The sequence below is a fragment of the Roseomonas sp. SRI_022 genome, from assembly GCF_057586215.1.
This window is the reverse complement of record NZ_JBYCZL010000006.1, coordinates 20673-46056: the sequence shown is the minus strand read 5'-3', so window position 1 is coordinate 46056 and position 25384 is coordinate 20673. Positions and strand designations below refer to the sequence as shown.

At 69.4% G+C, this 25384-nt stretch carries 19 protein-coding genes; 7 read left to right on the top strand and 12 right to left on the bottom strand.

What is annotated here, in order from left to right:
* Nucleotides 1-54: 54 nt before the first annotated feature.
* On the top strand, nucleotides 55-1107 hold the full coding sequence (locus AC2YHJ_RS07480; RefSeq protein ID WP_487395065.1) for a GNAT family N-acetyltransferase: 1053 nt from the start codon (nucleotides 55-57) through the stop codon (nucleotides 1105-1107).
* Here AC2YHJ_RS07480 and AC2YHJ_RS07475 read toward each other — a convergent pair.
* The 12 genes from AC2YHJ_RS07475 to AC2YHJ_RS07420 all read right to left on the bottom strand — a co-directional run bounded on the left by AC2YHJ_RS07475 (nucleotide 1074) and on the right by AC2YHJ_RS07420 (nucleotide 18324).
* The gene (locus AC2YHJ_RS07475; RefSeq protein WP_487395063.1) at nucleotides 1074-1937 is read right to left on the bottom strand and encodes an FkbM family methyltransferase; all 864 of its coding nucleotides are present in this window, start codon (nucleotides 1935-1937) and stop codon (nucleotides 1074-1076) included. The genes AC2YHJ_RS07480 and AC2YHJ_RS07475 overlap by 34 nt on opposite strands.
* Nucleotides 1938-2009: 72 nt before the next feature.
* The gene (locus AC2YHJ_RS07470; RefSeq protein ID WP_487395280.1) at nucleotides 2010-3551 is read right to left on the bottom strand and encodes an oligosaccharide flippase family protein; all 1542 of its coding nucleotides are present in this window, start codon (nucleotides 3549-3551) and stop codon (nucleotides 2010-2012) included.
* A 3-nt stretch (nucleotides 3552-3554) separates the two neighbouring features.
* Entirely contained in the window at nucleotides 3555-5477 is a 1923-nt protein-coding gene (gene asnB, locus AC2YHJ_RS07465) for an asparagine synthase (glutamine-hydrolyzing) (protein ID WP_487395062.1), read from the bottom strand.
* A 345-nt stretch (nucleotides 5478-5822) separates the two neighbouring features.
* Nucleotides 5823-6860, bottom strand: coding sequence for an NAD-dependent epimerase/dehydratase family protein (locus AC2YHJ_RS07460; RefSeq protein ID WP_487395061.1), 1038 nt, complete (start codon nucleotides 6858-6860; stop codon nucleotides 5823-5825).
* The gene (locus AC2YHJ_RS07455) at nucleotides 6857-7963 is read right to left on the bottom strand and encodes a polysaccharide deacetylase family protein (RefSeq protein ID WP_487395060.1); all 1107 of its coding nucleotides are present in this window, start codon (nucleotides 7961-7963) and stop codon (nucleotides 6857-6859) included. Before AC2YHJ_RS07455 ends, AC2YHJ_RS07460 begins: the two co-directional genes overlap by 4 nt.
* Nucleotides 7960-8916: a glycosyltransferase family 2 protein gene (locus tag AC2YHJ_RS07450; RefSeq protein WP_487395058.1), complete on the bottom strand. Its 957-nt coding sequence runs from the start codon at nucleotides 8914-8916 to the stop codon at nucleotides 7960-7962. The genes AC2YHJ_RS07455 and AC2YHJ_RS07450 overlap by 4 nt, the downstream gene beginning before the upstream one ends.
* A 12-nt stretch (nucleotides 8917-8928) precedes the next feature.
* Nucleotides 8929-9132 carry a hypothetical protein gene (locus AC2YHJ_RS07445; protein WP_487395057.1) on the bottom strand — a complete coding sequence of 68 codons (204 nt, stop codon included), beginning with the start codon at nucleotides 9130-9132 and terminating at the stop codon, nucleotides 8929-8931.
* Nucleotides 9133-9160: 28 nt separating this feature from the next.
* Complete coding sequence (locus AC2YHJ_RS07440; RefSeq protein WP_487395056.1) at nucleotides 9161-10498, bottom strand: putative O-glycosylation ligase, exosortase A system-associated; 1338 nt, start codon at nucleotides 10496-10498, stop codon at nucleotides 9161-9163.
* 9 nt (nucleotides 10499-10507) lie between these two features.
* Nucleotides 10508-13303, bottom strand: coding sequence for an XrtA/PEP-CTERM system TPR-repeat protein PrsT (prsT, locus tag AC2YHJ_RS07435; RefSeq protein WP_487395055.1), 2796 nt, complete (start codon nucleotides 13301-13303; stop codon nucleotides 10508-10510).
* 11 nt (nucleotides 13304-13314) lie between these two features.
* The gene (prsR, locus tag AC2YHJ_RS07430; protein WP_487395054.1) at nucleotides 13315-14727 is read right to left on the bottom strand and encodes a PEP-CTERM-box response regulator transcription factor; all 1413 of its coding nucleotides are present in this window, start codon (nucleotides 14725-14727) and stop codon (nucleotides 13315-13317) included.
* Nucleotides 14724-16775, bottom strand: coding sequence for an XrtA/PEP-CTERM system histidine kinase PrsK (gene prsK / locus AC2YHJ_RS07425; protein WP_487395053.1), 2052 nt, complete (start codon nucleotides 16773-16775; stop codon nucleotides 14724-14726). Before prsK ends, prsR begins: the two co-directional genes overlap by 4 nt.
* 25 nt (nucleotides 16776-16800) lie before the next feature.
* Nucleotides 16801-18324, bottom strand: a complete 1524-nt coding sequence (locus AC2YHJ_RS07420; protein WP_487395051.1) for an exopolysaccharide biosynthesis polyprenyl glycosylphosphotransferase — start codon at nucleotides 18322-18324, stop codon at nucleotides 16801-16803.
* 361 nt (nucleotides 18325-18685) lie between these two features.
* On the opposite strand from AC2YHJ_RS07420, the gene AC2YHJ_RS07415 reads away from it, so the two are divergent.
* The 6 genes from AC2YHJ_RS07415 to AC2YHJ_RS07390 all read left to right on the top strand — a co-directional run bounded on the left by AC2YHJ_RS07415 (nucleotide 18686) and on the right by AC2YHJ_RS07390 (nucleotide 25382).
* Nucleotides 18686-19291 carry an XrtA/PEP-CTERM system exopolysaccharide export protein gene (locus tag AC2YHJ_RS07415; protein ID WP_487395050.1) on the top strand — a complete coding sequence of 202 codons (606 nt, stop codon included), beginning with the start codon at nucleotides 18686-18688 and terminating at the stop codon, nucleotides 19289-19291.
* Nucleotides 19292-19295: 4 nt separating this feature from the next.
* On the top strand, nucleotides 19296-20795 hold the full coding sequence (locus tag AC2YHJ_RS07410; RefSeq protein WP_487395049.1) for an XrtA system polysaccharide chain length determinant: 1500 nt from the start codon (nucleotides 19296-19298) through the stop codon (nucleotides 20793-20795).
* Nucleotides 20792-21745 carry a P-loop NTPase family protein gene (locus AC2YHJ_RS07405; RefSeq protein ID WP_487395047.1) on the top strand — a complete coding sequence of 318 codons (954 nt, stop codon included), beginning with the start codon at nucleotides 20792-20794 and terminating at the stop codon, nucleotides 21743-21745. Before AC2YHJ_RS07410 ends, AC2YHJ_RS07405 begins: the two co-directional genes overlap by 4 nt.
* Nucleotides 21746-22019: 274 nt before the next feature.
* The gene (locus AC2YHJ_RS07400) at nucleotides 22020-23504 is read left to right on the top strand and encodes a TIGR03016 family PEP-CTERM system-associated outer membrane protein (protein ID WP_487395046.1); all 1485 of its coding nucleotides are present in this window, start codon (nucleotides 22020-22022) and stop codon (nucleotides 23502-23504) included.
* Nucleotides 23505-23514: 10 nt separating this feature from the next.
* Nucleotides 23515-24501 carry an ExeA family protein gene (locus AC2YHJ_RS07395; protein ID WP_487395044.1) on the top strand — a complete coding sequence of 329 codons (987 nt, stop codon included), beginning with the start codon at nucleotides 23515-23517 and terminating at the stop codon, nucleotides 24499-24501.
* The gene (locus AC2YHJ_RS07390) at nucleotides 24498-25382 is read left to right on the top strand and encodes an XrtA system polysaccharide deacetylase (RefSeq protein WP_487395042.1); all 885 of its coding nucleotides are present in this window, start codon (nucleotides 24498-24500) and stop codon (nucleotides 25380-25382) included. Before AC2YHJ_RS07395 ends, AC2YHJ_RS07390 begins: the two co-directional genes overlap by 4 nt.
* Nucleotides 25383-25384: the final 2 nt, after the last annotated feature.

Below are 25384 nucleotides of genomic sequence, written 5' to 3'. Positions count from 1 at the left end.
GCGATGGCGCAGATCGCATTTGCCCGCGACCGCAGTCCGTGATGCGGTGGCGCCATGCCCATCCGCATCGAGGCCGGACGCGTCTCATCCCTCGCCTCGCTCGAGGCGGAGTGGCGCGCGCTCGAGGCGCGCGCGCCCCAGGCCTCGATCTTCCAGGGCTGGACCTGGATGGGCTGTCTTGCCGCCGAACGCTTCCCGAACCCGATGCTGGTGCGCGCCGAGGTGGACGGCGTCGTGGCGGGGCTCGCGCTGTTCAATCGCCGGGCCGGCCGTCTGTTCCTGTCCGAGAGCGGGCAGGCTCGCTTCGATGCGCCCTTCATCGAGCACAACGCGCCACTGATCGCCGCGGATGCGCCGCCCGGGCTGCTGTCCGGGATGATGCGCGCGGCGTGGCGATGCGGCCCTGTCTGGGGCATGACCCTTGGCGGCGTGCCGGCCGAGGTCGCGGCCGCGGCCGACGGCTTCACCTGGCGGCGGCAGGAGCGCGTCGCGCCCTATGTCGATCTCGACGCGGTGCGCGCGGCTGGCGGCGATTACCTCGCGACACTCAGCGCCAATACCCGCCAGCAGATCCGCCGCTCGCTGCGATCCTATGCGGCACGGGGCGCGGTGCGGCTGGAACGCGCCTCGGATGTGCCCGAGGCGCTGGCCTGGTTCGGGGAACTGTCGCGGCTGCATGGCGAGACCTGGCGCCGGCGCGGCAAGCCTGGTGCCTTCGTCGAGGCGTTCGTGCTGCGGTTCCACCAGGCGCTGATCGCGCGGGGCACCGCGCGCGACGAGGTCGATATCCTGCGCGCGAGCGCTGGGGATATGCCGTTCGGATACCTCTACAACCTGCGACGCGCGGGTTGGGTGTGCGCCTATCAGTCCGGTCTCGTGGTGTCGGAGGGTGCGGAGCGCAGGCCGGGCATCGCTGCCCATTTTCTTGCGGTCGAGCAGGCACTGGCCCTGGGCGCGCGGAACTATGACTTCCTGGCCGGTGACGGACGATACAAGTCGAGCCTCGCCAAGGCAGCGCGGCCACTGCTCTGGCTCACCACCTTCCATCCGCTTTGGGGTGCGATGGACCGGGATCATGGACGGGGCACGAACAGCGCGTCGTACTGAATGCAGTCACCGTGGTGCGGATGATTCGACCTCCGGATCATCGAAACAACCTGCTCGACATAGCCATGTTCCGCCATCAGGGCGGTGAGCTCCTCTCGCGAATCACCAGCGTCGCGGAGACTGCCTTCGGAGACCTCGATCAGAAAGCGCGGCCGGTTTGGCGCTGTCAGCAACCCCTTCATACCGCGCAGCGCGTGCAGTTCGAAGCCTTCGACATCCATCTTCACAAGTGACGGAGCCGGTACTGGATGCCGAGCGGCATAATCGTCCCACGTCGTCGTCCGGACAATCGTGGCAGCGCCCGCCGTTACGCGCGGCAGCAGCGATGACGCGCCGGAATTGCCTCTTGCATCCGCGTAAAGTGAAGCCGTGCCGCAATCATCCGACAGCGCCAATTCCACAGCGGACACATGATCCCACTGGTTCAGCGCGATGTTGGCGCAAAGTGCGGCGTAGGTGGCGGGGTTGGGCTCGAAGGCAAGCACATGCCCACCGGGGCCGACGCAGCGCGCAGCCATCAATGTGTAGAATCCAACATTGGCCCCAAGGTCGACGAAACAATCGCCCAATCGCAGGTTTGCCCGAATGCAGTCACTGACTTCGGGTTCAAAGTCCCCGGTCAGGAAGAGGCTGCGCTGGACGAAGTCAGAGGTATCGAGGAGCATTTGCGCACCGCCGGAAACCCGCGAGTAGCGGGTCACGGGATTCGCCTTGAAATGCGCGTCGAGCGCCCGCGCCAAGCGCCAGCGCCCGCGTGCCAGGGGGTAATGGCGAAGCAGGGCGAGCGCCGCCGGAGCGAGGTGCGGAATCATGGCATAGCGCCCTTCCATCGATCGGTATGCCCAGCCTGAGATTCTGGAATATCGCCGTTCACACGCGTTTCTCCGCGATATTGCCCTGCTTCATCGATCCGAACTCGCCATGCCTGGACCGGACACCCGTGTCTGGCGCAGGGCGCCGGATAGGCGACGAAGCGCGTCCAGCGCATCCGATTCCGCTCCTGCCTTCATGCCGGCCGCAAACCAGAGGGCAAGTAGTGCGAAGCCGTAGATCGCGATCCCCGACGGGATCGCGACGGCGAGCATACGAAGCGCGGCCGCCGCATCTGGCGGCGGTGCCGTCCAGCCCAGCCCAAGGCCCGCAAGCAGCGTCGCCATGCAGACCGCCGCAGCGAGCGGCCGGTATGCCGCCTGCCACACGCTCGCCAATCCGATGTTGAGGCGGCGCGCGACGATGATGAAGATCACCACTGGCTCAGCGACCATGTTGATGGCCACGGCAAGCGCCGCCCCCCACAAGCCGTATTGCCCGGTGAGGACAAGTAGCAGCCCGAAGCGAAGGCACGCGCTGCCCATGACCGCTATCAACAGGGTGCGCAGGGCCGCCTGCGCCCGGAGCCAGCCAACTCCCACCGTATCGAGCGGAGAGAATGCCCCGGCGAGCGCTGCGATGGCGACCACGGGTATTGCGTCGAGCCAGCGGGAGCCCAGCATCGCCACGACCGCCGGCGCTGCGACCAGCGAGACCCCGATCCCGAGCGGAAGCGTGAAAAGCAGCATCAGGCGTACGATACGCAGCAGCGCCTCACGTTCCGCTTCCGGGGTATTGTTGCGCCGAATGTCAGCGAGGCCGGGCATCACCGCCCGGCTGGCGGCCATCGCCAACTCTGATGTGGCGACTGTCGCCAGTTCGAGCCCCGCCATGAAGGTGCCGAACTGCGCTGGCCCGCTCATGCGTCCAATCACGACGGCGTCCGATCGGTCGCGCACCATGATCGCCAATCCGATCGCCCAGGCCCAGAAGGATACGCCGACGAGGTCACGCCAGGCGGTGAGGCTGAGGCGCGGCCGAAAGGGATGCATCGCGTAACTCATCGCGATGACCCCCGCCCGATGCAGCAGGATGCCGACCACCAGGGCCCAATAGGTACGGAACAGGATCGCGGTCGCGATCGTCGCGATCACGCTGACGATCCGCGGCAGAAGCATCAGCTTGAACTCAAGGTGGAAATCGAGATGCCGACGGAAATCCACCGCCCCGATATTGGCAAGGCCGCTCGCCGCCAAGGCCAACGCGAGCGCGAACAGAATTGCCGTCAGCCGTTCATCGTCGAAGAAAGCGGCCGCGAAGGGCGCACAGAGCGCTACGAGTACACCGACGGTGACGCCACGAATCAACGTTATGGTGAATGCCGTATCGTAGAGTGCGCGATCGGGGTCCCGTGCCCGAATGATCTGGTCCTCGACCCCCACCAGGAAGCAGGCATCGAGCGCGAAGGCGAAGCTCGTGGCCAGCGCGACCAGGCCAAAATCCGCCGGCACCAGCAACCGGGCCAGCACGAGGGTCGAGACCAGTCCGAGCAACCGCGTCGCCATCCGCCAGGCGACCACCCAGCCTGCTCCGCGTGCCGTCCGCGCCAGGATGCCAGGCTCAGCCTTGGCCATCATTCATCCTTCCACCAGGGCGGGCTCGTCCCGCGCGATGGCGCCGCGGCCTTCATTCGCCAGGAAGCCCTCAACCACCAGCAACTGCCACAATGCCTGGCTGTGATCGAAGCGGCCCGAGGCATGCTCCTCCGCCATCGCTACCAGTGCCGTGGCATCGAACAACCCGCTGTCACGCATCGCTTCGCCCGTCAGCCGCGCTGTCACTTCCCCTGCGCGGCGCCGCAACTCACCGGCGATGGCGTCGGCGAAGCCCTGCTTGGGCCGCCGCAGGATGGCCGGCGGCAGGTCGCCGGCCACGGCCTGCCGCAGCACATGCTTGCCGCGGCCGTCACGGATCTTCCAGGCGGAGGGCAGCGCCAGCCCCCAGGCGACCAGCGCGGGGTCGAGCAGCGGCGGCCGCACCTCGAGCGAGACCGCCATGCTGGTGCGATCGACCTTGGCCAGGATATCCCCGGGCAGATAGGTGTGCAGGTCCGCATACTGCGCCTGCAGGAGCGCATCGTCGGGATCGCATTCGCCCATCAGCGCGACGAAGCGCGCAGCCGGGTCGTGGCCATCCACCGCGCTCCGCTGCGCCGGGGAGAACAGCGCTCGCCGCCGCTCCGCCTGCACCCTGTTCACCGTCGCGTAGTAGCCGAGCGCACTGTCGAGGCTGAGCTCCGTCAGGGTGTTCTTCGCCCGCAGCCAGCGCGGCGCGCGATCGAGCTTCGGATAGGCGCGCGCCAGGCCGCCGATGACGCGGCGGCGCAGCGGTGCCGGCAAGTGACGACGTATGCCCTCGACCAGCGCATGGAAGCGGTAGCGCCGATAGCCGCCGAACACCTCATCCCCGCCGTCGCCGGATAGCGCGACCGTGACGTGCCGGCGTGCCATGCGACAGACGGCCAGCGTCGGCACGGCCGAATGGTCGCCGAAGGGCTGGCCGAAGATGCCCGCCACCTGCCGCGCCGCGCCGAGATAGTCGGCGCTGCCCTGTTCCGCCCGGTGCCGGGCGCGAACCATCGAGGCGACCTCGGCAGCCGCCCCACGTTCATCCCCCGCGCCGGGGAAGCCGATGGTGAAGGTGTCGAGGGGCGTGTCGCGCGCCGCCGCTGCGAGCGCGACGACCGCCCCGGAATCGAGCCCGCCCGACAGGAAGGCGCCGAGCGGCACATCCGCCATCAACTGTGCCGCGACCGACTGCGCGAGACGCTCGCGCAGGACTGCCGGAGGGTCCGCCGGTGCCGCAATGGCCGAGACAGGCAGGCGCCAGTAGCGGCGCGGCACGGCGCGGGCAGCCTCCCCGCGTCGCAGGACCAGGCAGTGACCAGGCGGCACTTGGCGGATGTCGCGGTAGATGGCCGCCGGATCCGGCACATATCCAAGGGCGAGGAAGTCATCCAGCGCGACCGGGTCGAGCGCCCGGCTGACGCCGGGCACCTGCAGCAGCGCCACGATCTCCGAGCCGAAGGCGAAGGAGCCGTCGGGCAGCCAAGCATAGTGCAGCGGCTTCTCTCCGAGCGGGTCGCGCGCCAGGGCCAGTTCGGACCGCTCGCGGTCCCAGATGGCGAAGGCGAATTGGCCTACCAGCCGGTTGAGAGAGCCAGCGCCCCATTCGCGCCATCCATGCAGGATCGCCTCGGTGTCGGATCGCGTGCGGAAGCGATGCCCCGCGGCCTCGAGCTCGCGGCGCAACACGGCATGGTTGTAGATCTCACCGTTGAAGATGAGGACGAAGCGGCCGTCCTCGCTTGCCATCGGCTGTGCGCCACCGGCCACATCGACGATCGCCAGGCGCCGATGCCCCAGCGCAAGCCCCTCTTCCGCATGGAAACCCTCACCGTCCGGGCCGCGGTGGCGCAGCGCGTCCGTCATCCGCCGGACAATGGCCGTGATGGGCTGTGCGCCGTCCCGGTTCTCCAAAATGCCGGCGATTCCACACATTCTCAGGCTCCCAAGGTCGCCGCAGGGCAGTTCGGGAAATCCATGCCGTCACACATTTCTGTGATCTTTGCGCAACAGGAGGCGGAAAAGGATACAAGTTGACAACCACTGCTTGCATCTAATAGGCATTGACCAATCTCCTAAGCACTATCAGTCGTGGTAGCGACTCGCCTCTGGGTAGCGCCCTGGCGGGTCCGACAACGGGATCGAAAAACGTGCTCAACCAACCCGACAGGATACCGGCGACCGAGGCGATGAGCCTCTCGGTTGTGCCTGAGGCGCAGCGCTTGGCTTGGCCGGCGGCTGCCGCGGTGATCCTGGGCATGTCGATCGGACTGTGGGCTCTCATCTCCCTCGGGCTCTCGCGTCTCGGGCTGTTCTGAGCGCGCCGGCCGGCGCCGCGTTCCGCGCGTCCGGCATCTCCTGATCCATCCAATCGAGCACCTTCCCGAGCCCGTCGCGCAATGGCGTTAATGGACCAAGGGCCAGTGACGCCCGGGCCAGCCGTGGCGACCCGAGGGAGTGCCTGATCTCGCCCTGCCGCGCCGCCTCCTGCACGGCCAGCAGGGGCCGGTTGCACAGCGCCGCGATCTCCTGCGCCAACTCCCTCACCGTGCAGGCGACCCCGCGGCAGACATTGAAGACCGGTGCGTCGCGCGCGGCGATGGGAAGTGCTGCGAGCAGCGCCGCCACCACGTCGGCCACGAAGACGAAGTCGCGGGTCTGCTCGCCATCGCCGTAGATGCGCACCGGCTGGCCGCGACGGATCCGCTCGCAGAAGATGGAGATCACGCCGGAATAGGGCGAGGCCGGGTCCTGGCGTGGCCCGAAAACGTTGAAAAACCGCATCCCGGCGGTCGGCACGCCATGCACCACGCCGGCGACGCGGGCATGCAACTCGCTGCCGAGCTTGTCCGCACCATAGGCCGAGAGCGGGCGCGTCGGCGTCGTCTCCTCGATCGGCAGGGCCGTCGCGTCGCCATAGACGGCAGCGGAGGACGCATAGACCACCGGCACCGGCCGGCCCGTCGCGGCCGCTTCCCCGCGCGCCGCGTCGAAAACGGCGATGCTGCCCGTGAGGTTGGCGCGATGGGTGCCGAGCCAGTCCCGCACCCCCTTCTCCACCGACGCGATGGCGGCCAGGTGGAAGCAGCCATCCACCCCTGTCATTGCCTCGCGAACCAGAGCGGCGTCGGCGACATCGCCGCGCAACAGTTCCGCGCCAGGCGGCAGGTTCTCCAAGCGCCCGGTCGACAGGTTGTCGAGGATGCGTAGCCGCACTCCGTCCGCGGCGAGCGCAGCGCAAAGGTGCGATCCGATGAAACCGCATCCGCCGGTGACCAGGATGGTCCGAGGCTGGCCTTCGTGTCGGGTGATCGTCATGTCGGATGTGCAATCCTGGCGGTGGGTGCGGAGACGCCGCGCGACCCGGCCTGGCCATGGCGGGACGGGGGCGATGATGCCACGGCGCCCGGCAGGTCGGCCTCCTGGCCGAGGATGCACTGGCGCAGGGCGATAGGGCTGATCGGTGCCCCGCCCATGCGGCCGAAGAAGTGTTCGAGGAAGCCCTCGATGCGCCGCAGCAGGCCAGCCACGTCAGCCGCGCTTGCCGCATAGGGTGTGCCCCCGGGCATCAGGGACGGGCTGTGCAGGGACAGCATGAAAACCTTGGCGCCAGCCCGGCGCTGCGCATCGGCAAGGCGGCACATCTCGGCCAGCGAGGTGCCCTCTGGCGTCAGCATGATGCGTTCCAGCAGATGGGTGCGGGCCAGGATGCCCGGCAGGTGCAGTGCGCGCAGCGCCGGGCCGAACACCACTCGCCCGCCCCGGCCGCGCGCCATGGAGCGCATCGGACCGACCAGGGACTGGCTGACCGGCAGGTAGAGCACGCGCTGCTCGGCGCTGCTCCAGAAGGGCTGTTCCGGGTAGCCGAAGAAATCCGGCCCGCCGCCGCTGCCCGCGAAACTGCGGTTCGGCACCACGCTGGTGTCGATCAGATAGCCAAGCCCGGCGAGCATGGCCTCGCGCCCGATATCGAGCCCATAGCGCCCCGCCTTGTAGATCACCGGCCGCACGCCGAGCGTCTCCGCCACTGCGTCGGTCAGCGCCTCCAGCTTCCGGCGTTCGAGTTCGGGCGGCAGGTTACAGGGGAAGGAATGGTAGGGGCAGACAACTTCTTCGAAGGGCGGGTTCACCCACGGATGCAACTGGGTGCCGACCAGGCATTCCCCGGCTGCCAACCAGGGGCCGAAGGTGTCGCGTGCCTGCGGCGCGGTCGCGACCGGGTAGTCCATCAGATAGGCCGGCTGCAGCCCGTAGCGGTGGAACAGCCGATGCCCCTCCCCCAACCAGCCAAGGGCTGTGACCGAGGTATTGTCGCGCGCGAAGGGGGCGTTCCAATCGAATTCCTCCTCCGTGTCGATGACGACGCACAGGACCGGGCCATGCAGCGCCGAAAGGTCGGCCGGGATGAAGCCCGCCGTCACAGCCCGAGCCTCCCCTTCACATGCCGCTTCACGTGGCGCAGGCCCGGCGCGGTGAAGGCCAGGTGACGCAGGCTGTCCACCGGGCGGTAGCCCGAAAGCGCCGCGACCAGCAGGTGGCGGCTGCTGTCCAGGAACCGGCCCGGCTGGGCGCTGAGGGATTTGCCGATCTGGCTGTGCAGGCTGCCGCGCACGCGCAGCCGGTCGAGCGGGGTCAGCGCATCGGCGAAGTTGGCGAGGTGGCGCTCGACCATCGGCCAGGTGCAGCGCAGCACCAATTCGGTATGCCTCGCCATGAAGCTGCCTGGCGAGACCAGGATGCGCGCCATGCAGGGCTGAACCAGGCCGACGGCGCCGTTGCTCGCGAGCTTGATCCAGAGGTCGCGATCCTCGCCGACGCGCAGTTCCGGATCGAACGGCCGGATCCCGAGATCGGCGCGGCGGACCATCGCGCAGGGCGTGGCGACGAAGCAGTTCCACAGCAGCCGCCGCCAGCCATCCGGCAGCACCTCGGGCAGGTCCTCGAACAGCGGGCTCACGGTCCGCCCCGTGCCATCCACCCAATCCGCCTGGCACCCGCACAGCGTAACGCGCGGATGTGCATCGAGCAGCGCAACCTGCAATGCGAGCTTATCCGGCATCCAGACGTCGTCGGCGTCCAGGAAGGCGACATAGTCGCCGCGAGCTTCCGCGACACCGGCATTGCGCGCGACCGCGGGGCCGCCATTGACCCCGAGCCGCAGCACGGCATGCACCAAGCCATGGCTGCGCAGCAGGCCTTCCGCCGCGTCGGCCGTGTCGTCGCCGCTGGCATCGTCCACCACCAGCACTTCGATTTCCCGCATCGTCTGCGCCGCCACCGAGGCGATCGCCTGGGGCAGCAGCGCAGCGGCCTTGAAGGCGGGGATCACCACGCTGACCTTCGGCACCGGCCCCGCAGGGCATGGCATGAGCATCGCCGTCCCCCGTCAGCGCCGAACGCGGGACGGGGCGCGACGTTGCCGCAGCGCCACGCGGGCCGGCTCGGGCGCCTGTTCGGCTGGGGCGCCGCCATCCGGCTCGCGCATGTCGAAGAGCCACCATCCGCCGCCCTGCCAGGGGCGCGGCAAGGCGGACCAGATCGCCAGCCAGACGATGGCGATCAGCATTGCCAGGAAGAACAGGCCACTCATGGCGCGACCTCCACTCGCCCGTGGTCGGTCATGTGACTGGCTCCCGCCTGGTCACCAGGCGCGACGACGCCGCGTTTCGCTCCGCGCGCAGCCGCCAGGACGGCAGCGCCGCCTGCTCCGCATCGCTCACCGCCACCTGGCGCGCGACCGCGTAGGCCGCCGGAGCGATGACCAGCACGGCCCAGAACACGTCCCAGTAGCTGAGCGAGAGGAACGAACCACCAACGCAGTAGGCGACGATGGCGACCTGACTCATCCGCGCGAGGTCGTAGGCCCAGAGCAGTTCCGGCCGCCCCCGCGCGAGCCGCGCCAGCCGGAAGGTGTAGACGACCCCGCCCAGGATCATGCCAAGCCAGATCGCGAAGGCCGGGAACCCGTGCTCGCCCAGGAACTCGAACCAGATGCTGTGGATCGCCCGCGCCGGCACATCGGGGGCGACGCGGTCCATCACCTCCCGCGTGTAGGGGCCACGGAAGCCCGAACCGACGAGCGGCCGATCAAGCGCCAGCTTCCACGCCCCTTCCCACAGGCGAAGCCGATCGGTTGCCGATGCATCCTCCTCGTAGGTCGATATGGAGTTCATGCGATCCCACCAGCTCTGGGGCATGAAGTTCAGCGTGCCGGCCAGTGCGACGCCGAGGATGATGGCGCCGATCACCTTGCGTTGGCTGCGCCACCAGAACACCGCCGAAACCGCCACGAGGCCAAGCAGCGCCCCGCGCGAATAGCTGCCGACAACCGAAAGCAGCGTCAGCACCATCGCCACGACCAGACCGATGCGCACCAGCCGATGCGCCGAATGCAGGCGCAGGTAGTTCATCAGCGGCAGGATGATCAGGAAGGCAACCGCCGCGTGGTTGTTGTCCGCGATCATCGAATCCGCCGGCCCGTAGACGCGGTAGTTGCCGGCCGTTTCCAGGGTGAACAGGCCACCCTTGACCGAGTAGTAGCCGATCGACAGCACGATCACCCAGACCAGCCCGTGGATCCGCCAGCGGTCGGTCAGCAGTTGCGCGGTGAGCAGCAACCCAAGCAGCGCCTTGAAGGTCAGGTCCCATTTCCGCCAAACCGCATCGGGCGGGGCCAATGCCGTGAAGGAGGTGACGGTAATCGCCACCATCAGCGCCACGGCCAGGCCGGTCACGACATTGAGGCGCCACGACCGCGGCTCGCGCGCGAACACACAGCCAAGCACCGTCGTCCCGAAGATGATCGCCGCCCAGTGGATGTCCGCGGCAAACCCCCAGATCTCGCGATGCGGGTTCATGAAGGACAGCCAGCACCACAACAGCACGCCGACAAAGGGACGTGCCGCCGCCAATGGCAACAGCCCCAGCATCGCGGCGGTGAAGAAAAGGTCACGCAAGACGCTGCCTCAACGACCGGCGCCGAGTTCCGACATCAACCGCTCCGCTTCCGCCCGCTCGGGGAAGGCCCTGCCGCCGGCCAGCACGGGGCGCAGCACATCGGCCGCCTCATCCCGCCGGCCGAGCGCCTTCAGCCCGAAGGCCAGGCGGTAGGCCATGGAAGGGTCCGGTCCCTGCTCGCCACGGCTCGCGTCGGTCGCCTGGCGCAGCAGCGCGACGCCACGATCGAGCCCGCCCTGCCGGATCAGGACCCAACCCAGCGTGTCGGCCGAGGCAGCGCTCGGCGCGAGGAAGAAGGCGCGTTCGGCCAGCGCAAGCGCCCGCTCGGCATCGGCCCCCCGCATCGCCAACGACCAGGCCAGGTTGTTGAGCGCAGCCGCGTCCCCCGGCCGCCGGGCCACAACCGTTTCAAGGCGACGCTCGGCATCCGCGTAGCGCCCGGCCTGGAGCTCGAGTTGCGAGAGCATCGACAGCGCCGCGAGATCCTCGGGGTCGCGTGCCAGCCACTCGGTCAGGGCGGCGATGGCGTCGGCCTGCCGGCCCGCCCCGGCCAGCATGGTCGCTCGCCGCAGCGCGAGCACCGACGACGGCGCGAGGGCGTAGGCATCGGCGAAGGCCTGGGTTGCACCGGCAGCGCGTCCGGCCGCAGCCAGCAGGTCGCCACGCAGCGTCAGGGACGCCGGCTGCGCCTCGGTCCGCCGCGCGAGCTGCTCGGCAAGCGCCAGGGCGGCATCGAGGCCCCGCGCCTCCCGCACCACGGCAACCAGCGTGCCTTGCAGCAGCGGGTCGGCTGGCTGGGTGATACGTCCTTCCCGCAGGATCGATTCAGCCGCCGCCGCATCGCCCTTGCGGGTCAACAGGATGGCCAGTTGCCGCCGCACCACGACGTTGCGCGGATCCTCGGCCAGCGCGGTACGGCTCGCCGCCTCCGCGCCTGCCAGGTCGCCCGCCGTGACCCGCGCTTCGGCCAGCAGCATGGGCATCTCGGCGCCGCGGCCGCGCACCTGCAACGCCGGAACCTCCAGCAGGGTGACGGCGCGCGCCGCTTCGCCGCTGAGGATCAGGACGCGGGCCGCGAGCCCCGCGAGCGCCGCATTGTCGGGTGCCGCGGCCTGCGCCACCAGCAGCACCTCCCGTGCCGCGGCGGCGCGTGGGCCGCGGGACAGGGCGATCGCGGCCAGCTGCTGCCCCGCATCGGCATTGCCGGGATCGGCGGCCAGCACTTCACCGAGCAGACGCTCCGCCTCCTCCGGCTTGCCCTCCGCATAGGCGATCCTCGCGAGCGCGGTGCGTGCCGGCTGGAAGGCCGGTACGTCCCGCAGCAGGCCCTCGAAGCTGGCGCGCGCCGCGGGCAGGTTCATCCGTGCGGCCTCGAGCGTGCCGTCCAGCAGCCGGCCGCCCGGGGTGTTCCGCGCTTCCGGCGTCATCTGGGCACGTTCGGCCTCCGCTGCGGCGACATCGCCGGACAGCAGCGCGCCAACGGCGAGCATCGCGCGTGCGCCACCCTGATCGGGGGTGAGGCGCAGCGAGCCCTCGGCTGCCTCGGTGGCGCCGGCCAGGTCGCCCGCCGCGAGGCGTGCCGCGGCAAGGCGGGCGAGCACATCGGCATTGCTTGGCGCCAGTTCAGCCGCGCGGCGCAGCGCATCGGCCGCCGCCCTTGGCTGGCCGGCCGCGGCTTCGAGCCGGCCAAGCATGTCGAGCGTTTCAGCATCCGCACCACCGCGGCGAACCAGGTTCTGCAGCGTCGCGATCGCGTCCGCGGGCCTTCCCGCGGCGATCTCGAGCGCGGCGAGCAGGCGCACGCCGCGCGGGTCCTCGGGCTGGCGTGCGACGTAGCGGCGGGCGGCATCCTCGGCCTGCGCCGGTTGACCAAGTGCACGCTTGGCCAACGCCACCAGCAGCAAGCCGCTCGGGAAGTTGGTCAGTTGACCGCCGATCTGCTGCAAGGTTGCATCGGCGGCGCGCCAGTCATTCACACGGGATTCCAGCACCGCGCGGACGAACAGCGCGGGGGCCGCACCGGGTGCGCTGCGCAGCGCGGCATCGATCTCCTGCCGCGCTTCCGCATCGCGACCGAGCCGCATCAGCGCCTCGGCGCGCAGGGTCCGTGCCAGCGCCTGGCCAGGCTGCAGGCCGATCGCCGAGGCAAAGGTCGCCGCCGAGGACGCGAAATCACCACGGCCGAACTGGAACTGCGCCTTGCGCATCAGCGCATCGACCGATCGTGGATCGGCCGCGATGGCGCGGTCCACCGCCGCTTCGGCAGCCGCAGCATCACGTGAGGCCAACTCGACCGCTGCCATCGCCAAGTGCGGCTCGGCCGCACCGGGGGCGAGGCGGACAGCCTCTGCGGCGGAGGCGCGCGCTTCATCCACTCGCCGGTTCGCCAACTGCGCCATGGCGCGTCCGGCCGCCACTTGGCCGCCAAGGGCGGGCGGTTCGCCGACCGCCGGGAAGTCCCGCAACAAATCGTCGTAGCGGCGCAACCCGAGATAGGCGCGCAGCAGGATCGAGGTGCCGGCGGCGCGGTCATAGCCGCGCTCCAACGCGGCGCGCGCTTCCTTCTCTGCGGTGTCGAAGTCACCGACGTCGAGGCTTGCCTCGGCGAGCGCCGCACGTGCCTCCGCCGAATTCGGCGAGGTGCGGACTGCGTTGCGGAGTTCGATCTGCGCCGCGCGTAGATCTCCGCGCGCCTGTGCCTGCCGGGCGCGCTCCATCGAGGCAAGAGCGGGCGTGGCGAGCAACGCCGCACCGACGACCCCGGCGAACAGGCTGAGCCGAGCGTATTTCATCGAGGGTGCCATGGGTCGCTCCTCTAGACTGCATCAAGAATGTCGGTGGCCGGACCCGAAGTTTCATCACCGGCCCGCGCCGCGGCGAGGCCGTGGGTTTCGAGCAGGCCATAGAGCGTCGGCCTGCTGACGCCGAGCAGCCGCGCGGCGCCGGCAAGGTTGCCCGGGCTGCGGGCCAGCGCGCGTTCGACCGCCGCGCGTTCCGCCCGCGCACGCGCCGTGCGCAGGTCGAGATCTTCGTCGTCCTCGCCCGCGGCATCGGCCGCGGCAAGTTCGAGGTCGGCGGTGGTCACAAGCTGCCCGTCGGCCATCACTGCGGCGCGCCGGATGCGGTTCTCCAACTCCCGCACATTGCCGGGCCAGGCATGATGGGCGATCGCGTCGGTGGCGGTCGGGTCGAAGCCGCGGAAGCGGCGATCGAATTCGCGCCCGAAGCGGGCAAGGAACCAGTTGGCGAGCAGCACCGCATCGCTGCCGCGTTCGCGCAGCGGCGGGATGCGGACCGTCACGGCGTTGAGTCGGTAGAGCAGGTCGCCGCGGAAGGCGCCGGTCTCGGCCAGGGCATCGAGCGGCTGGTTGGTCGCCGAGACGACGCGCACATCGACCTGAATCGGTGTGCGGCCGCCGACGCGCTCGACCACCTGGTCCTGCAGGAAGCGCAGCAGCTTGGCCTGCAGCGCGACCGGCATCTCGCCGATCTCGTCGAGGAACAGCGTCCCGCCATTCGCCGTCTCGATCTTGCCCGGCGTCTGGCGCACAGCGCCGGTGAAGGCGCCGCGCTCATGGCCGAACAACTCGCTCTCCAGCAGGTTCTCCGGAATGGCGGCGCAGTTGATCGCGACGAAGGGCTTGCGCGCGCGCGGGCCGAGCGCGTGCAGCGCGCGCGCCAGCGCTTCCTTGCCCGTGCCGCTTTCGCCCAGCAGTAGCGCCGGCACCGAGACGGCCGCGAGCCGTTCCACGGTGCGGCAGACCTTCAGCATGCCTTCATCGGCGGTGATGATGTCTTTCACCGGGCTCGACCGCGGCGTGGCGGCGAGGCGACGGTTCTCCTCCTCCAGTGCCGAAAGCCGGAGCGCGCGGTCGATCACCGTCCTCAGCACCGCGAGATCGACCGGCTTCTCGCAGAAATCATAGGCACCGAGGGCAACGGCCCGCAGCAGGTTCTCCCGCTGCCCCTGCCCGCTCGCGACCACCACGGGCAGGGTGGGATGGGCGCGGCGCAATGCCTCGAGCGTGGCGAAGCCCTCGGAGACGCCCTCGGCGTCCGGCGGCAGCCCGAGATCGAGCAGCACGGCGGCCGGCTGTTCCTTGCGCGCCATCGACTCGGCATGCCGGCGGTCATTGGCGATGACCACGCGGCAGGCGGGGAAGGCCCAGCGATACTGGGCGCACAGGCCCGGATCGTCCTCGACGACCAGAAGGGCCGGCTTGGTCATGCTCGGTCCTCCTGCGGGTCAGACGCCGTCGCGACCACGAGCGGCAGGGTCACGCGCATGGTGGTGCCGGCGCCGAGCTGGCTGAGCACGACGAGGTCGCCGCCGGCTTCGCGCAGGATCTCGCGCGCCTGCCAGGCACCGATGCCGGTGCCATCCGGCTTGGCCGTGCCAAAGGGACGGAACAGCTCATCGCGAATGAATTCCGGCGTCATTCCTGGACCGCTGTCGGTGATGTCGATGACAAGCCGGTTGCCCTGGGCACGCAGGCGGATCCGCACCGCTTCATCCGGCGCCGAGGCATCGCAGGCGTTGTTGAGCAGGTGCAGGATGGCGGTGTCGAAGCGCTCGGCGCGCATCGCGATGTGGGCGCCGGGGGCACCGTCCTCCTCGATCCGCACCGGGCGGCGACTGCCGGCCGCCAGCAACCGCAGCCGTTCCTGCGGCAAGGTGCCCGATGGCGCGGAGGGGCTTGGCGCCTCGTCCTCGGGCTGGCGCAGCCGGGCGATCAGGCCATTGATGCGTTGGGCCGAGGCGCGGACCGTCACCAGCATGTCGTGCTGGAACTCCGGGTCGCCGATATTCTCCTCCGCGTTGGCGAGCAGCAGCGTCAGTTGGCTGGAAACGGTCTTCACGTCATGCGCGACGAAGGCGAAGCGCTTCGCGTAGTCCTGCAGGCGCCGCTGATCCACCAGCGTCTCCGCCGCTCGCCGCTCGGCGAGGAACATCGCCACCTCGCGGCCCAGCGTGCGCAGCAGGTCGAAGACCTCCCGATCCGTCGCGAAGGCGGCGCGCGGCGGCTTGAGCAGCACGACGCCGAACAGCCCTTCGGCATGCAGCGGCAGTGGCACGGCAAGCCAGACCGGACCGAAGGCCTCGGCCAGGTCGGCAGGCGTGTCGCCGTCATATTCGGCAACCCAGGCGCCGTCGCGCAGGGCGGCGACAAGCGCGTGGCCCGGATCGAGGGCGATCGACGCATTCGGGCTGTTCCAGCTTGCCGCCCAGGCGAGGCGCAGCCCGCCCGCCTCGCGCAGGAACAATGCGCCGCCAGGGCTGTCGACCGCATCGGCGATGGCGCGGATGGCGCGCAGCGAAGCGGGAGCCTCATCGGCCGGGGCCGAGAGCGTGGCGACGCAGCGCAGCCATTCGCGCCGGTAGTCGTAGCGCGCCGTGAAGAAGTGATCGACGACCAGGCGCCGCAGCCGCGACCGCGCCGAACGCGTCGTGGCCGCGACCGCCAACGCCACCACGGCAGCGGCGAGCAGGCTCGCCTGCGCGACAGGGCTCCAATCGGCATCGAGCCGGCGCAGCAGCTCCGCCACCGCGCCCACCAGCAGCAGGAACCCGCCGGCGAGCAGCAAGGTCGCGCCATGGAACACGACATCGCGCGACACCGGCGGGTCGCGCCGGATGCGGCGGTCGCGGACGGCGGCGATCAGCAGCAACGGCAGGACAAGCCCGGCCAGGGCCGCCCGCGCGTCCAGCATGCTGGACGCGAAGCTCTGGGATATCGCGGCCTCGGCATAGAGCAGCACGTCAAAGGCCGCGAGGCCGCCCAGCGCGATGCAGGGCAGGTTGACGTGCCAGCGCGCCGCCTCGCTGGCATTACGATAGAGATTCTCGGCCAGCAGCACGACCAGCAATGCGAGTGCGATGCGCGCCAGGATGGCGATGGAACCGAAGCTCGGCGCGGCCAGGACGCCTTGCGCCACCGGCAGTTCGGAAACGATGGCGATGCCGGCCACGATCGCTCCGCCCACGGCGAAGCGGCGCAGCAGCGGTCGCGCCCGCAGCCCGGCGAAGCGCCAGGCGAGGCCGAACAGCAGGGCGAACCACAGGACCGTGCGCAGAACCTCGAACATCCCGGGCAGGCCGTTCAGCGGTGCGTCAGGCTGCAACGCTACGGCAGTGGCCCAGGCGCCGGTGCCAGCGGCGGCCACTGCTGGCAGCAATGCGGCCCGCCCCCTGCCCGCGACCAGGATGAGCGCCGTCAGCAACAGGCTGACGACGGCACAGCCGGCATGCAGCGCGGCCGAGGCAGCGGCCGTCATGGGCGCCGTCCGGCGGCGTGCCGGGTCACCGTGCACCCTCCTGCAACAGGATCACGCGGATGGTGCCGAGGATGATGGCGAGATCGAGCGCGAGGCTGCGGTGACGCAGGTAATAGAGATCGTAGGTGAGCTTGTTGCGCGCATCCTCGACCGAGGCGCCGTAGGGATAATTGATCTGCGCCCAGCCAGTGATGCCGGGGCGGACCGCCGCGCGGCTGGCATAATGCGGAATGACGGCGGCGAGGTGCTCGACGAAGGTCGGCCGCTCCGGCCGCGGGCCGATCAGCGCCATGTCGCCGCGCAGGACGTTGATGGCCTGCGGAATCTCGTCGATCCGGGTCAGACGGATGAAACGGCCGACGCGGGTGACCCGCGGGTCGCTCGGCACCGCCCAGCGTGGCCCGCTCTTCTCCGCATCGACGCTCATGCTGCGGAACTTGAACAGCCGGAAGACGCGGCCGTGCTGGCCGACACGTTCCTGCCGGTAGAAGACGGGGCCCGGGCTCTCGAGCCGGATTGCCAGCGCGGTCAGCAGCAGAACCGGCAGCGTGAGCAGCAGCAGGCCGATGCTGCCCACGATGTCGAAGCCACGGCGGAACACGCCCGCCACCCTGTTCGCCCGCGTCACGGCTGCGGTGGACAGCCAGTCCTCCGCCAGGGTGTCGAGATCCACCCTGCCCTCCCGCAATTCCCGGAATTCCTGCGCGCTGAGGACCCGAACACCGGCCGCGGCGCACTCACCGCGGATCGCGAGGGACACCGCTTCGTGGTCCGCGGCGATCGCCGTGCGGATGCCGCTGCGGCGCAGTTCCTTCACGGCAAGGCCAGCGCCGAGGCTGCCCGGATCGTTCATCGCAATCGGAAGCTCCTGCGGCGAGACCCCCAACTCGGTCGGCAGGCCATCGAATGTGGAAGCGCGATTTGGCGCATCCGAACGGATCAGCGCGAGCCGCGGCCTGACCAGCCCGGCGCGCAACGCGGCGGCGAGGCCGAGGCGCAAGGCAACGGCCAGCGCGACATACAGCGCCGGAATGGTCCAATACTGCAGTTGCGGACGCGGCGGCCCCGCGCCAGCCATCGCGGCCACCACCACCGTCCCGAGGACCAGCAGCAGCACCGCCATGACGGCACGTCCGGCCAGCCGTCGCAGGGCGAACCAGGCATGCGCCTGATACAGCCCGCAAGCCGCCAGAACGACAGCGAAAGCAAGCCCGATCGGCAGTGAATACAGCGCAGAGCCGTTCACCGCCATCAGACCGGCGCCCTCCATGCGCCCGCCGGATAGGAGGATCCCGGCAACCACCGCAGCCAAAAGGTCGACCAGTACAAGAACGACCAAGCCTGGCTGAAGGCTCCTCCCGAAGGGTGACTTCATTCCCGTCCCCTCAACGCCCCCGCTGAAGGTGCAACAAGCCTGCCGGCGCAGGACACCACGCCGGAACACGAGCCGACACAGAAAAAAGGACAAGGTAGCGCCCTGCATTCGCATGGCACTCTCTGCCTCAATTTTCGCTCCGCTTCTCACGGACAGCCAGACCCTATCGCCCAATACCTTCGTCCGTAAAGTTAAATCTTGCCCCACACGATGCAAATACCCGACCTATGGTAGTAAAATCAGTTTGCATGAAAATTCCTGCAACTAGAACGGGAAAACCAGGCACGACCTGTGAGTCTTCCACGAGAATGTGTCGGAGCTTTTGACCCGTGGCGTTCTACTGCCATCTATTAAATGATCCTGTTGCTTGTTTCGTTGATCTGCCGGTTGCCGAAGCATAGGCTTGGTACAGCCAGCATCGACTGCGGGTGCCGCTGGACCGCTGTCTGTGCCACCGTTGCCCGACGACTTCGATCCGACGGATCGCGGCCATCGGCACCCTGGAGATGCGCGAATGAACGCCAAGCGCCGTCCGATGATCCTCGCCGCCGCCTTTGCCCTCGTGGTTGGCGCCTGTGCCGAGCGCGCCAGCGTCCCCGCGGATGCGACCGCGCCGGCAGGCCCGGCCCCTGAATATGTCATCGGCCCGGGCGACAGCCTCGACATCTATGTCCACCGTTCCCCCGAACTGACGGTCAATGGGCTGCCGGTGCGCCCGGATGGGCGGGTCTCAATCCCTCTCGTCCCCGACGTCGAGGCGGCGGGCCGCACGCCAACCCAACTGGCGCGCGAGATGGAGGAGCGGCTTCGGCGTTTCGTCATCGATCCTAACGTTACTGTGATCGTCCGCTCTTTCATTGGCACCTCGAGCCAGCAGGTGCGCGTCATCGGCGAGGCGACGCAGCCGCGTGCCCTTCCCTACCGCGATGGCATGACCTTGCTCGACGTCATGATCGACGCCCGCGGCCTGACCCGCTACGCGGCAGGCAACCGGGCGGAGATCATCCGCCGGGAGACCCCCACCACGCCGCCGACCGTGATCCGCGTGCGGCTGTCCGACCTGTTGCGAGACGGCGACATGACGCAGGACATCCGGATGCGCCCGGGTGATACGCTGGTGATCCCGCAGGGCTGGTTCTGAAGTCATGCACCTCACGTTGCAGATGCGCCGTTATGTCTCGGCTGCGTGGCGACACCGCTGGAAGGCGCTCGCCCTGACCTGGCTGGTCTGCATCGCAGGCTGGATCGCGGTCTACCTGATGCCGAACCAATATGTGTCGACGGCACGGATGTATGCCGACGCCGATGCCATTCTTGGCACGCTGTTGCGAGGCATCGCGGTGGAGGGGACGCCGGCGAGCCAGGTGGACGTGCTGCAGCGAACCCTGCTCAGCCGGCCGAATCTCGAGCGTGTCGTCGCGCGCACCGACCTTGATATGCGCATCACCGACCAGCAATCGCGCGAGCGGCTGATCGAAGATCTCGGCCGGCAGATCCGCATCACGCCGCAGACGCGCAATCTGTTCAGCATCGAATACCGGGACTATGACCCGCGTGTCGCGCGCGACGTGGTGCAGACGCTGCTCACGCTGTTCGTCGAGGCGGCGACCGGCACCGACCGCCGTCAGCTGGAGACGGCCCGCAACTTCGTCGCGCAACAGATCGCGGCCTATGAGGCCCAGCTTCGCGAGGCCGAACGCCGCCGGGCCGAATTCCGTACCCGCTATGGCGACCTGCTCGCGCTCGACGGCAATCTCTCGCGTCTCGAGACGGCGCGCGGCCGCGTTCAGGAATTGCGCGGCGAGCTGGCGGATGCCCAGGCGCGGCGCGACCTGACGCGCCAGCAGATCGATGCGCTGCAATCCGCCCCGCAGCCGACCGGCGGCGGTGGCGGCTCGCCGGAACTGGCGCAGGCCGAACAGCAACTGCGGCAACTGCGGATGCGCTACACCGACCAGCATCCCGATGTGGTGGCGACGCGCAACATGATCGCCGAACTGCGGCGCAGCGGCGGCGGAGCGCGTGGCCCCGGACGGCCCGCGGGGCCGAGCCAGCCCGTCCTGCGCGAGCAGCTGACGCTGCGCCTGGTCGATGCGGATGCGCAGATCGCCTCGCTGGAGCGCGGCCTGCGCGACGCGGAGGCTGATCTGACGCGCATGAACGAGATGGCGCGCAGCGCGCCGGAGGTCCAGGCCGAGTTCACCAATCTCGACCGCGACTACAACGTGCTGCGGCGGAACTACGAGGAATTGCTGGCCCGCCGTGAATCCATCCAGATCGGCGAGGCGGCGCGCACCAGCTCCGATCGCGTGAAGATCGAGATCATCGACCCGCCGACCCTCTCGAGCATTCCCGTCGCGCCGAACCGCCCGCTCTTCGCAAGCGGCGTGCTGGCGGCGGGGATCGGTGCGGGCATCGCGCTGGCCTTCCTGCTCGTCCAGATCGACACGACCTTCTATTCGGTCAATGAGCTGCGGCGGCTTGGCCTGCCGGTCCTGGGTGGCATCTCGGCACCGGCAATGCCGATTCGCATTGTCCCGGCCATCGCCTTCGCGTGCGCCGCGGCACTGATCTTCGTCGCCTACGGCGCCATGATGGCCGACATGCCTTACCTGCTCGAACGAATGGCACGGTTCATCGCATGACCCCCCCCAATGACCAGCGTCCGCACCTCGTCGAACGCCTGCAGCGCGCGCGGCAGGAGGAAGGCCGCACGCACCTCGTGGAGCGCGCCGCCGAGGCGCTCGCCGCCGCCGCGCCGGCCGTGGTGGCGGCCGCGCGCGATGTGGCGGAGGCACCGCCGCGCCCATCGCCCGCCCCAGCCCCTCCACCCGCGCCTGCCCTCGCCGAGGCCACGAAGATCACCCTCGCGACCCTGGTCGATGCGGGTCTCGTCGCCTCGGCCGAACGTGCCGCACGGGCACGCGTGTTGGAGGAGATCGCCATCGCGCAGACCCAGCTGCTGCGTGCGATCCCGAAGCGGCATGCGCAGGACAGCCGCCCGGCGGACACGGTGATGTTCACCTCCGCGCGCCCCGGGGAAGGCAAGACCTTCTGCTCGCTCAACATCGCGGCCGGGCTGGCGCGGTCGAGCGGCCGGCCGGTGCTCCTGGTCGATGCGGACGGCAAGCACGGCTCACTGAGCATGGCGATCGGGCAGACCAAGGCGCTGGGGCTGATGGCCTATGCCACTGACGCCTCGCTTCCCGCGGCGAAGGTCGTCGTGCCGACCGAGATCGATCGCCTGACCCTGCTCCCCTACGGCGCCCCCAATGCTCGGGAGGGCCAGCCGGCCGGCCCGCGCCTGGCAAGCGCGATACAGCGACTCGCCGCGGCGATGCCGCAGCACATCATCATCGTGGATACCCCGCCCTGCCTCGCGACCAGCGACCCGAGCACCCTTGCCCCGGTGATGGCCCAGGCCGTTATCGTCGTACAGGCGGAACGGACCGAGCGGCGGGAGGTCGAGGCGGCGCTCGACCTTGTAGAGGCGTGCCCGACCCTGCACCTTCTGCTCAACCAGTCGCACCTGACCGTCAGCGACAGCTTTGGCGCCTATGGAGGCTATGATGGGTATGGTGGCGTCGGCGCCTGACGGGTTTCGTATCCGACGCCATCTCACCGCGGCGGCCGGCATCCTGTGCCTCGCCGCGCAGCCGCTCGCCGCGCAGGAAGCGGGCAGCGGTGCCGCGGCAGCGGGCCGCAGTTCTGGTCCGTTCGGGATGCCCGTGGGCGGGTCCTCGCTCGGCACACCTCTGGAACCCTTCGGACCTCAGACGCCTGCCGCACGAGGACAGCAGGGGGCGCCTGAATCGGGCGCATCTGCAGCGTCACCAGCCTTCCCGAACGCGTCGCCGGGGACACCGCCGGTGCGCCTGGGCGCCTTCGGCGCTGCGTTCGCTGCACCCGGTGAAGCGGCAGGGCCCGACGATCCGGGGCGCGCCTGGAACATCGTACCGAGCATCGCCATCGACTTCGGCGCCACCGACAACGTCTTCCAGACGCACAGCGACCGGCGGCGCGACGCCTTCACCATCATCACGCCGGCCATCCTGATCGATGGTGCGACAGAACGTCTGCGCGCCATCATCAACTACGCACCCTCCGCAGAGCTCTACGCGACCTACACCAGTCAGAATCAGATCTCGCAGAACGGCAACGCGCTGATCCTGGCGGAGCTGATCCCCGGCGCGCTTTATCTCGACATCCGGGGCTCGGCGGGCGTCGGCACCAGCACGGGCGGCTTCGTGCCGGGCAATGTGCAAGCGGCCAACCGCAACGACCTCGTCCAGACCTACAACTTCCAGGTCTCGCCCTACTACGTGCACCGCTTCGGCAGCGCGGCCACCGCCCAGCTCGGCTACGTCTTCCAGTATTCGGCGCAGGAAGGCACCACGCAGTTCCAGCCCGGCGCCGCCCTGCCCTCCTTCACCAACCAGGACTACATCGGCAACCGTGGCTACCTGGTGGTGCGCAGCGGCGAGGATCTCGGTCGCCTTGCGCTGCAGGGCCGGGTCGACGGCACGGTCTTTTCCGGCACCGGCGTCTATGACGGCGCGCATGTCTTCGTGGCGGCGCTGGAAGCACGCTACGCCATAACGCCGGCGGTCGCCGTGCTGCTCGAAGGCGGCTACGAGAATATCGAATATGCCGGCACCAACCCGGACCAGATCCGCGATGCCATATGGACGGTGGGCGTCCGGCTGACGCCGACGCGCGACAGCTTCCTGACGGTCCGCTACGGCCATCGCGGCGGCTTCGACAGCCCGTCGCTCGAGGCCGGCATTCAGCTCGGCGGCTTCACGCGGCTGACGGCGAGCTATGTGGAGCGGCTCGCGACCGCCGCGACCGCGGCGCAGGACCTGCTGGCGACGACCACCCTCGACGAACTCGGCAATCCGATCGATTCCAATTCGGGCGCGCCGGTGCTCTACGCCAACTCGTTCTTCCCCGCGCAGAGCGGCCTGTTCCGCATCAAGACCGGCGTTGTCGCGCTGACGCAGTCCTGGCCGCGCGACAGCGTGGTCCTGTCAGCCTACTACCAGGAACAGGAGCCGATCTCGGCGGCGCAGGGCACGCAGATCGCACAATCCACCGGCTACTACGGCGGCATCAGCTGGACGCATGAACTGACGCCGGACACCGCGATGAACCTTGGCCTGCAAGTCGGGCGCAGCGAATACGGCAACCAGCCGGCCACCACCGTCTACTACGCCAACGTCGCGCTGCAGCACCGCATCACCGAAAGGCTGAGCGGCGTGGTGCGCTTCATCTACACCAACCAGACCGCCAACGTGACCTCGAGCGAATACTCGCAATCGATCATCCTGGCCGGTCTGCGCCAGAGCTTCTGAGGGATCGCCCATGCAGATCGACTGCTACGGGCTGCGTCAGCACCCCTTCCAGATGACGCCCGACGCGCGGCTGTTCTATGCCAGCCGCGCGCATAGCCGTGCCTATGCGCATCTGCTGTTCGGCCTCGCGCAGCAGGAAGGCTTCGTCGTCGTGACCGGGGAGGTCGGCGCCGGCAAGACGACGCTGATCGAACGGCTCTGCGCGGAACTGGCGCCGGCCGGCCACGCCGTCGCGCGGGTGATGACGACGCAGGTCGAGGCCGAGGACCTGCTGCGCCTCGTCGCCGTCGCCTTCGGCGCCGAGGCCCACGGGACCAAGGCGGAGATACTGCGCGCCATTGTCGCGCAGTTGTGGCAAGGCGTGTCGGAGCGCGGCCTGCGCCACATACTGATCGTGGACGAAGCGCAAGCCCTGCCCGTCAGCGCGCTCGAGGAACTGCGCATGCTCTCCAACGTGACGGAGGGCGAGAAGGCGCTGATGCAGGTCGTTCTCATGGGCCAGCCGCAACTTCGTCGCACCCTCGCGCGGCCGGACCTGGACCAGCTTCGCCAACGCATCCTCGCTGCCTACCATCTCGGCAGCCTGACGCGGGAGGAGACGCACCTCTACGTCCGCCACCGCATGACCGCCGTCGGCTGGACCGGCCACCCGGCCTGGGAGGAAACGGCGCTCGACGTCGTGCACCGCCATACCGACGGCATTCCGCGCCGAATTAACCGTCTCTGCTCGCGGATCCTGCTGTCCGGTTCGCTCGAACAGCGTTCCGTCCTGACGGTCGATCTCGCCGAGGCGACGGCGCTCGAACTCGAACAGGATCTGGGCGAGATCGTCGCGACGTCGGAATCCCCTGCCGAGCAGCGCGCGACCGACGAGGCGATCCAGGATCTCACCGATCGCGTCGCCGACCTCGAACGCATGATGGCGCAGCGGGAGCGCGCGCTCCGCCGTATCCAGGACCTGCTTGACACCGCCACGGCGGAGCGCGCGCGCCGATGACCCGCCCCGTCATCCGCAACGCCATGAGCGTGGACGTGGAGGAATGGTTCCAGGTGCAGGCCTTCACCGGGGTGATCCCGCGCGCCGCCTGGGACGGCTTCGACACGCGCGTCGAAGCGAGTACCGACCGCATCCTGGCGCGCTTCGCCGAGGCCGGGGTGCAGGCCACCTTCTTCATCCTGGGCTGGGTGGCCGAACGCCAGCCGCGCCTGGTGCGCCGCATCGCCGCCGCGGGGCATGAGGTCGCAAGCCATGGCTATGGGCATGAACTCGTCAGCCGCATCGGCGAGGCGCGCTTCCGCGCCGATATCCGCCACGCGCGACGCATCCTTGAGGATGTCTCCGGCGTGGCGGTGCGTGGCTACCGCGCGCCCACCTTCTCGATCGGCCCCACGATCACGCCCTGGGCGCATCGCGTGCTGGCCGAGGAAGGCTACACTTACAGCAGCTCGGTCTTCCCGGTCGGGCACGATCTCTACGGCGCACCCGAGGCGCCGCGTGCGCCGCATGTGCCGGACCCGGACGGCGTGCCGGAACTGCCGATGACGACGCTGCGGCTGATGGGCCGGAACCTTCCCTGCGCCGGCGGCGGTTGGTTCCGCCTCGCCCCCTATCCCCTGTTCCGCGCGGCGCTGCGGCGGGTGAACGGGACGGAGCGATCATCCGGCGTCTTCTACTTCCATCCCTGGGAAGTCGATCCCGGACAGCCGCGCCTCACCGACGCCCCGGCGCGTGCGCGCTTCCGCCACTATGCCCGGCAAGGCAGCATGGAAGCCCGCATCGCGCGCCTGCTGCGCGACTTCGCCTGGGGCCGGATCGACGAGGTCTTCGGTCCGACGATCGCGCTCGACCCGCCCGCCAGCCGCGCCGTCGCGGCGTAGGG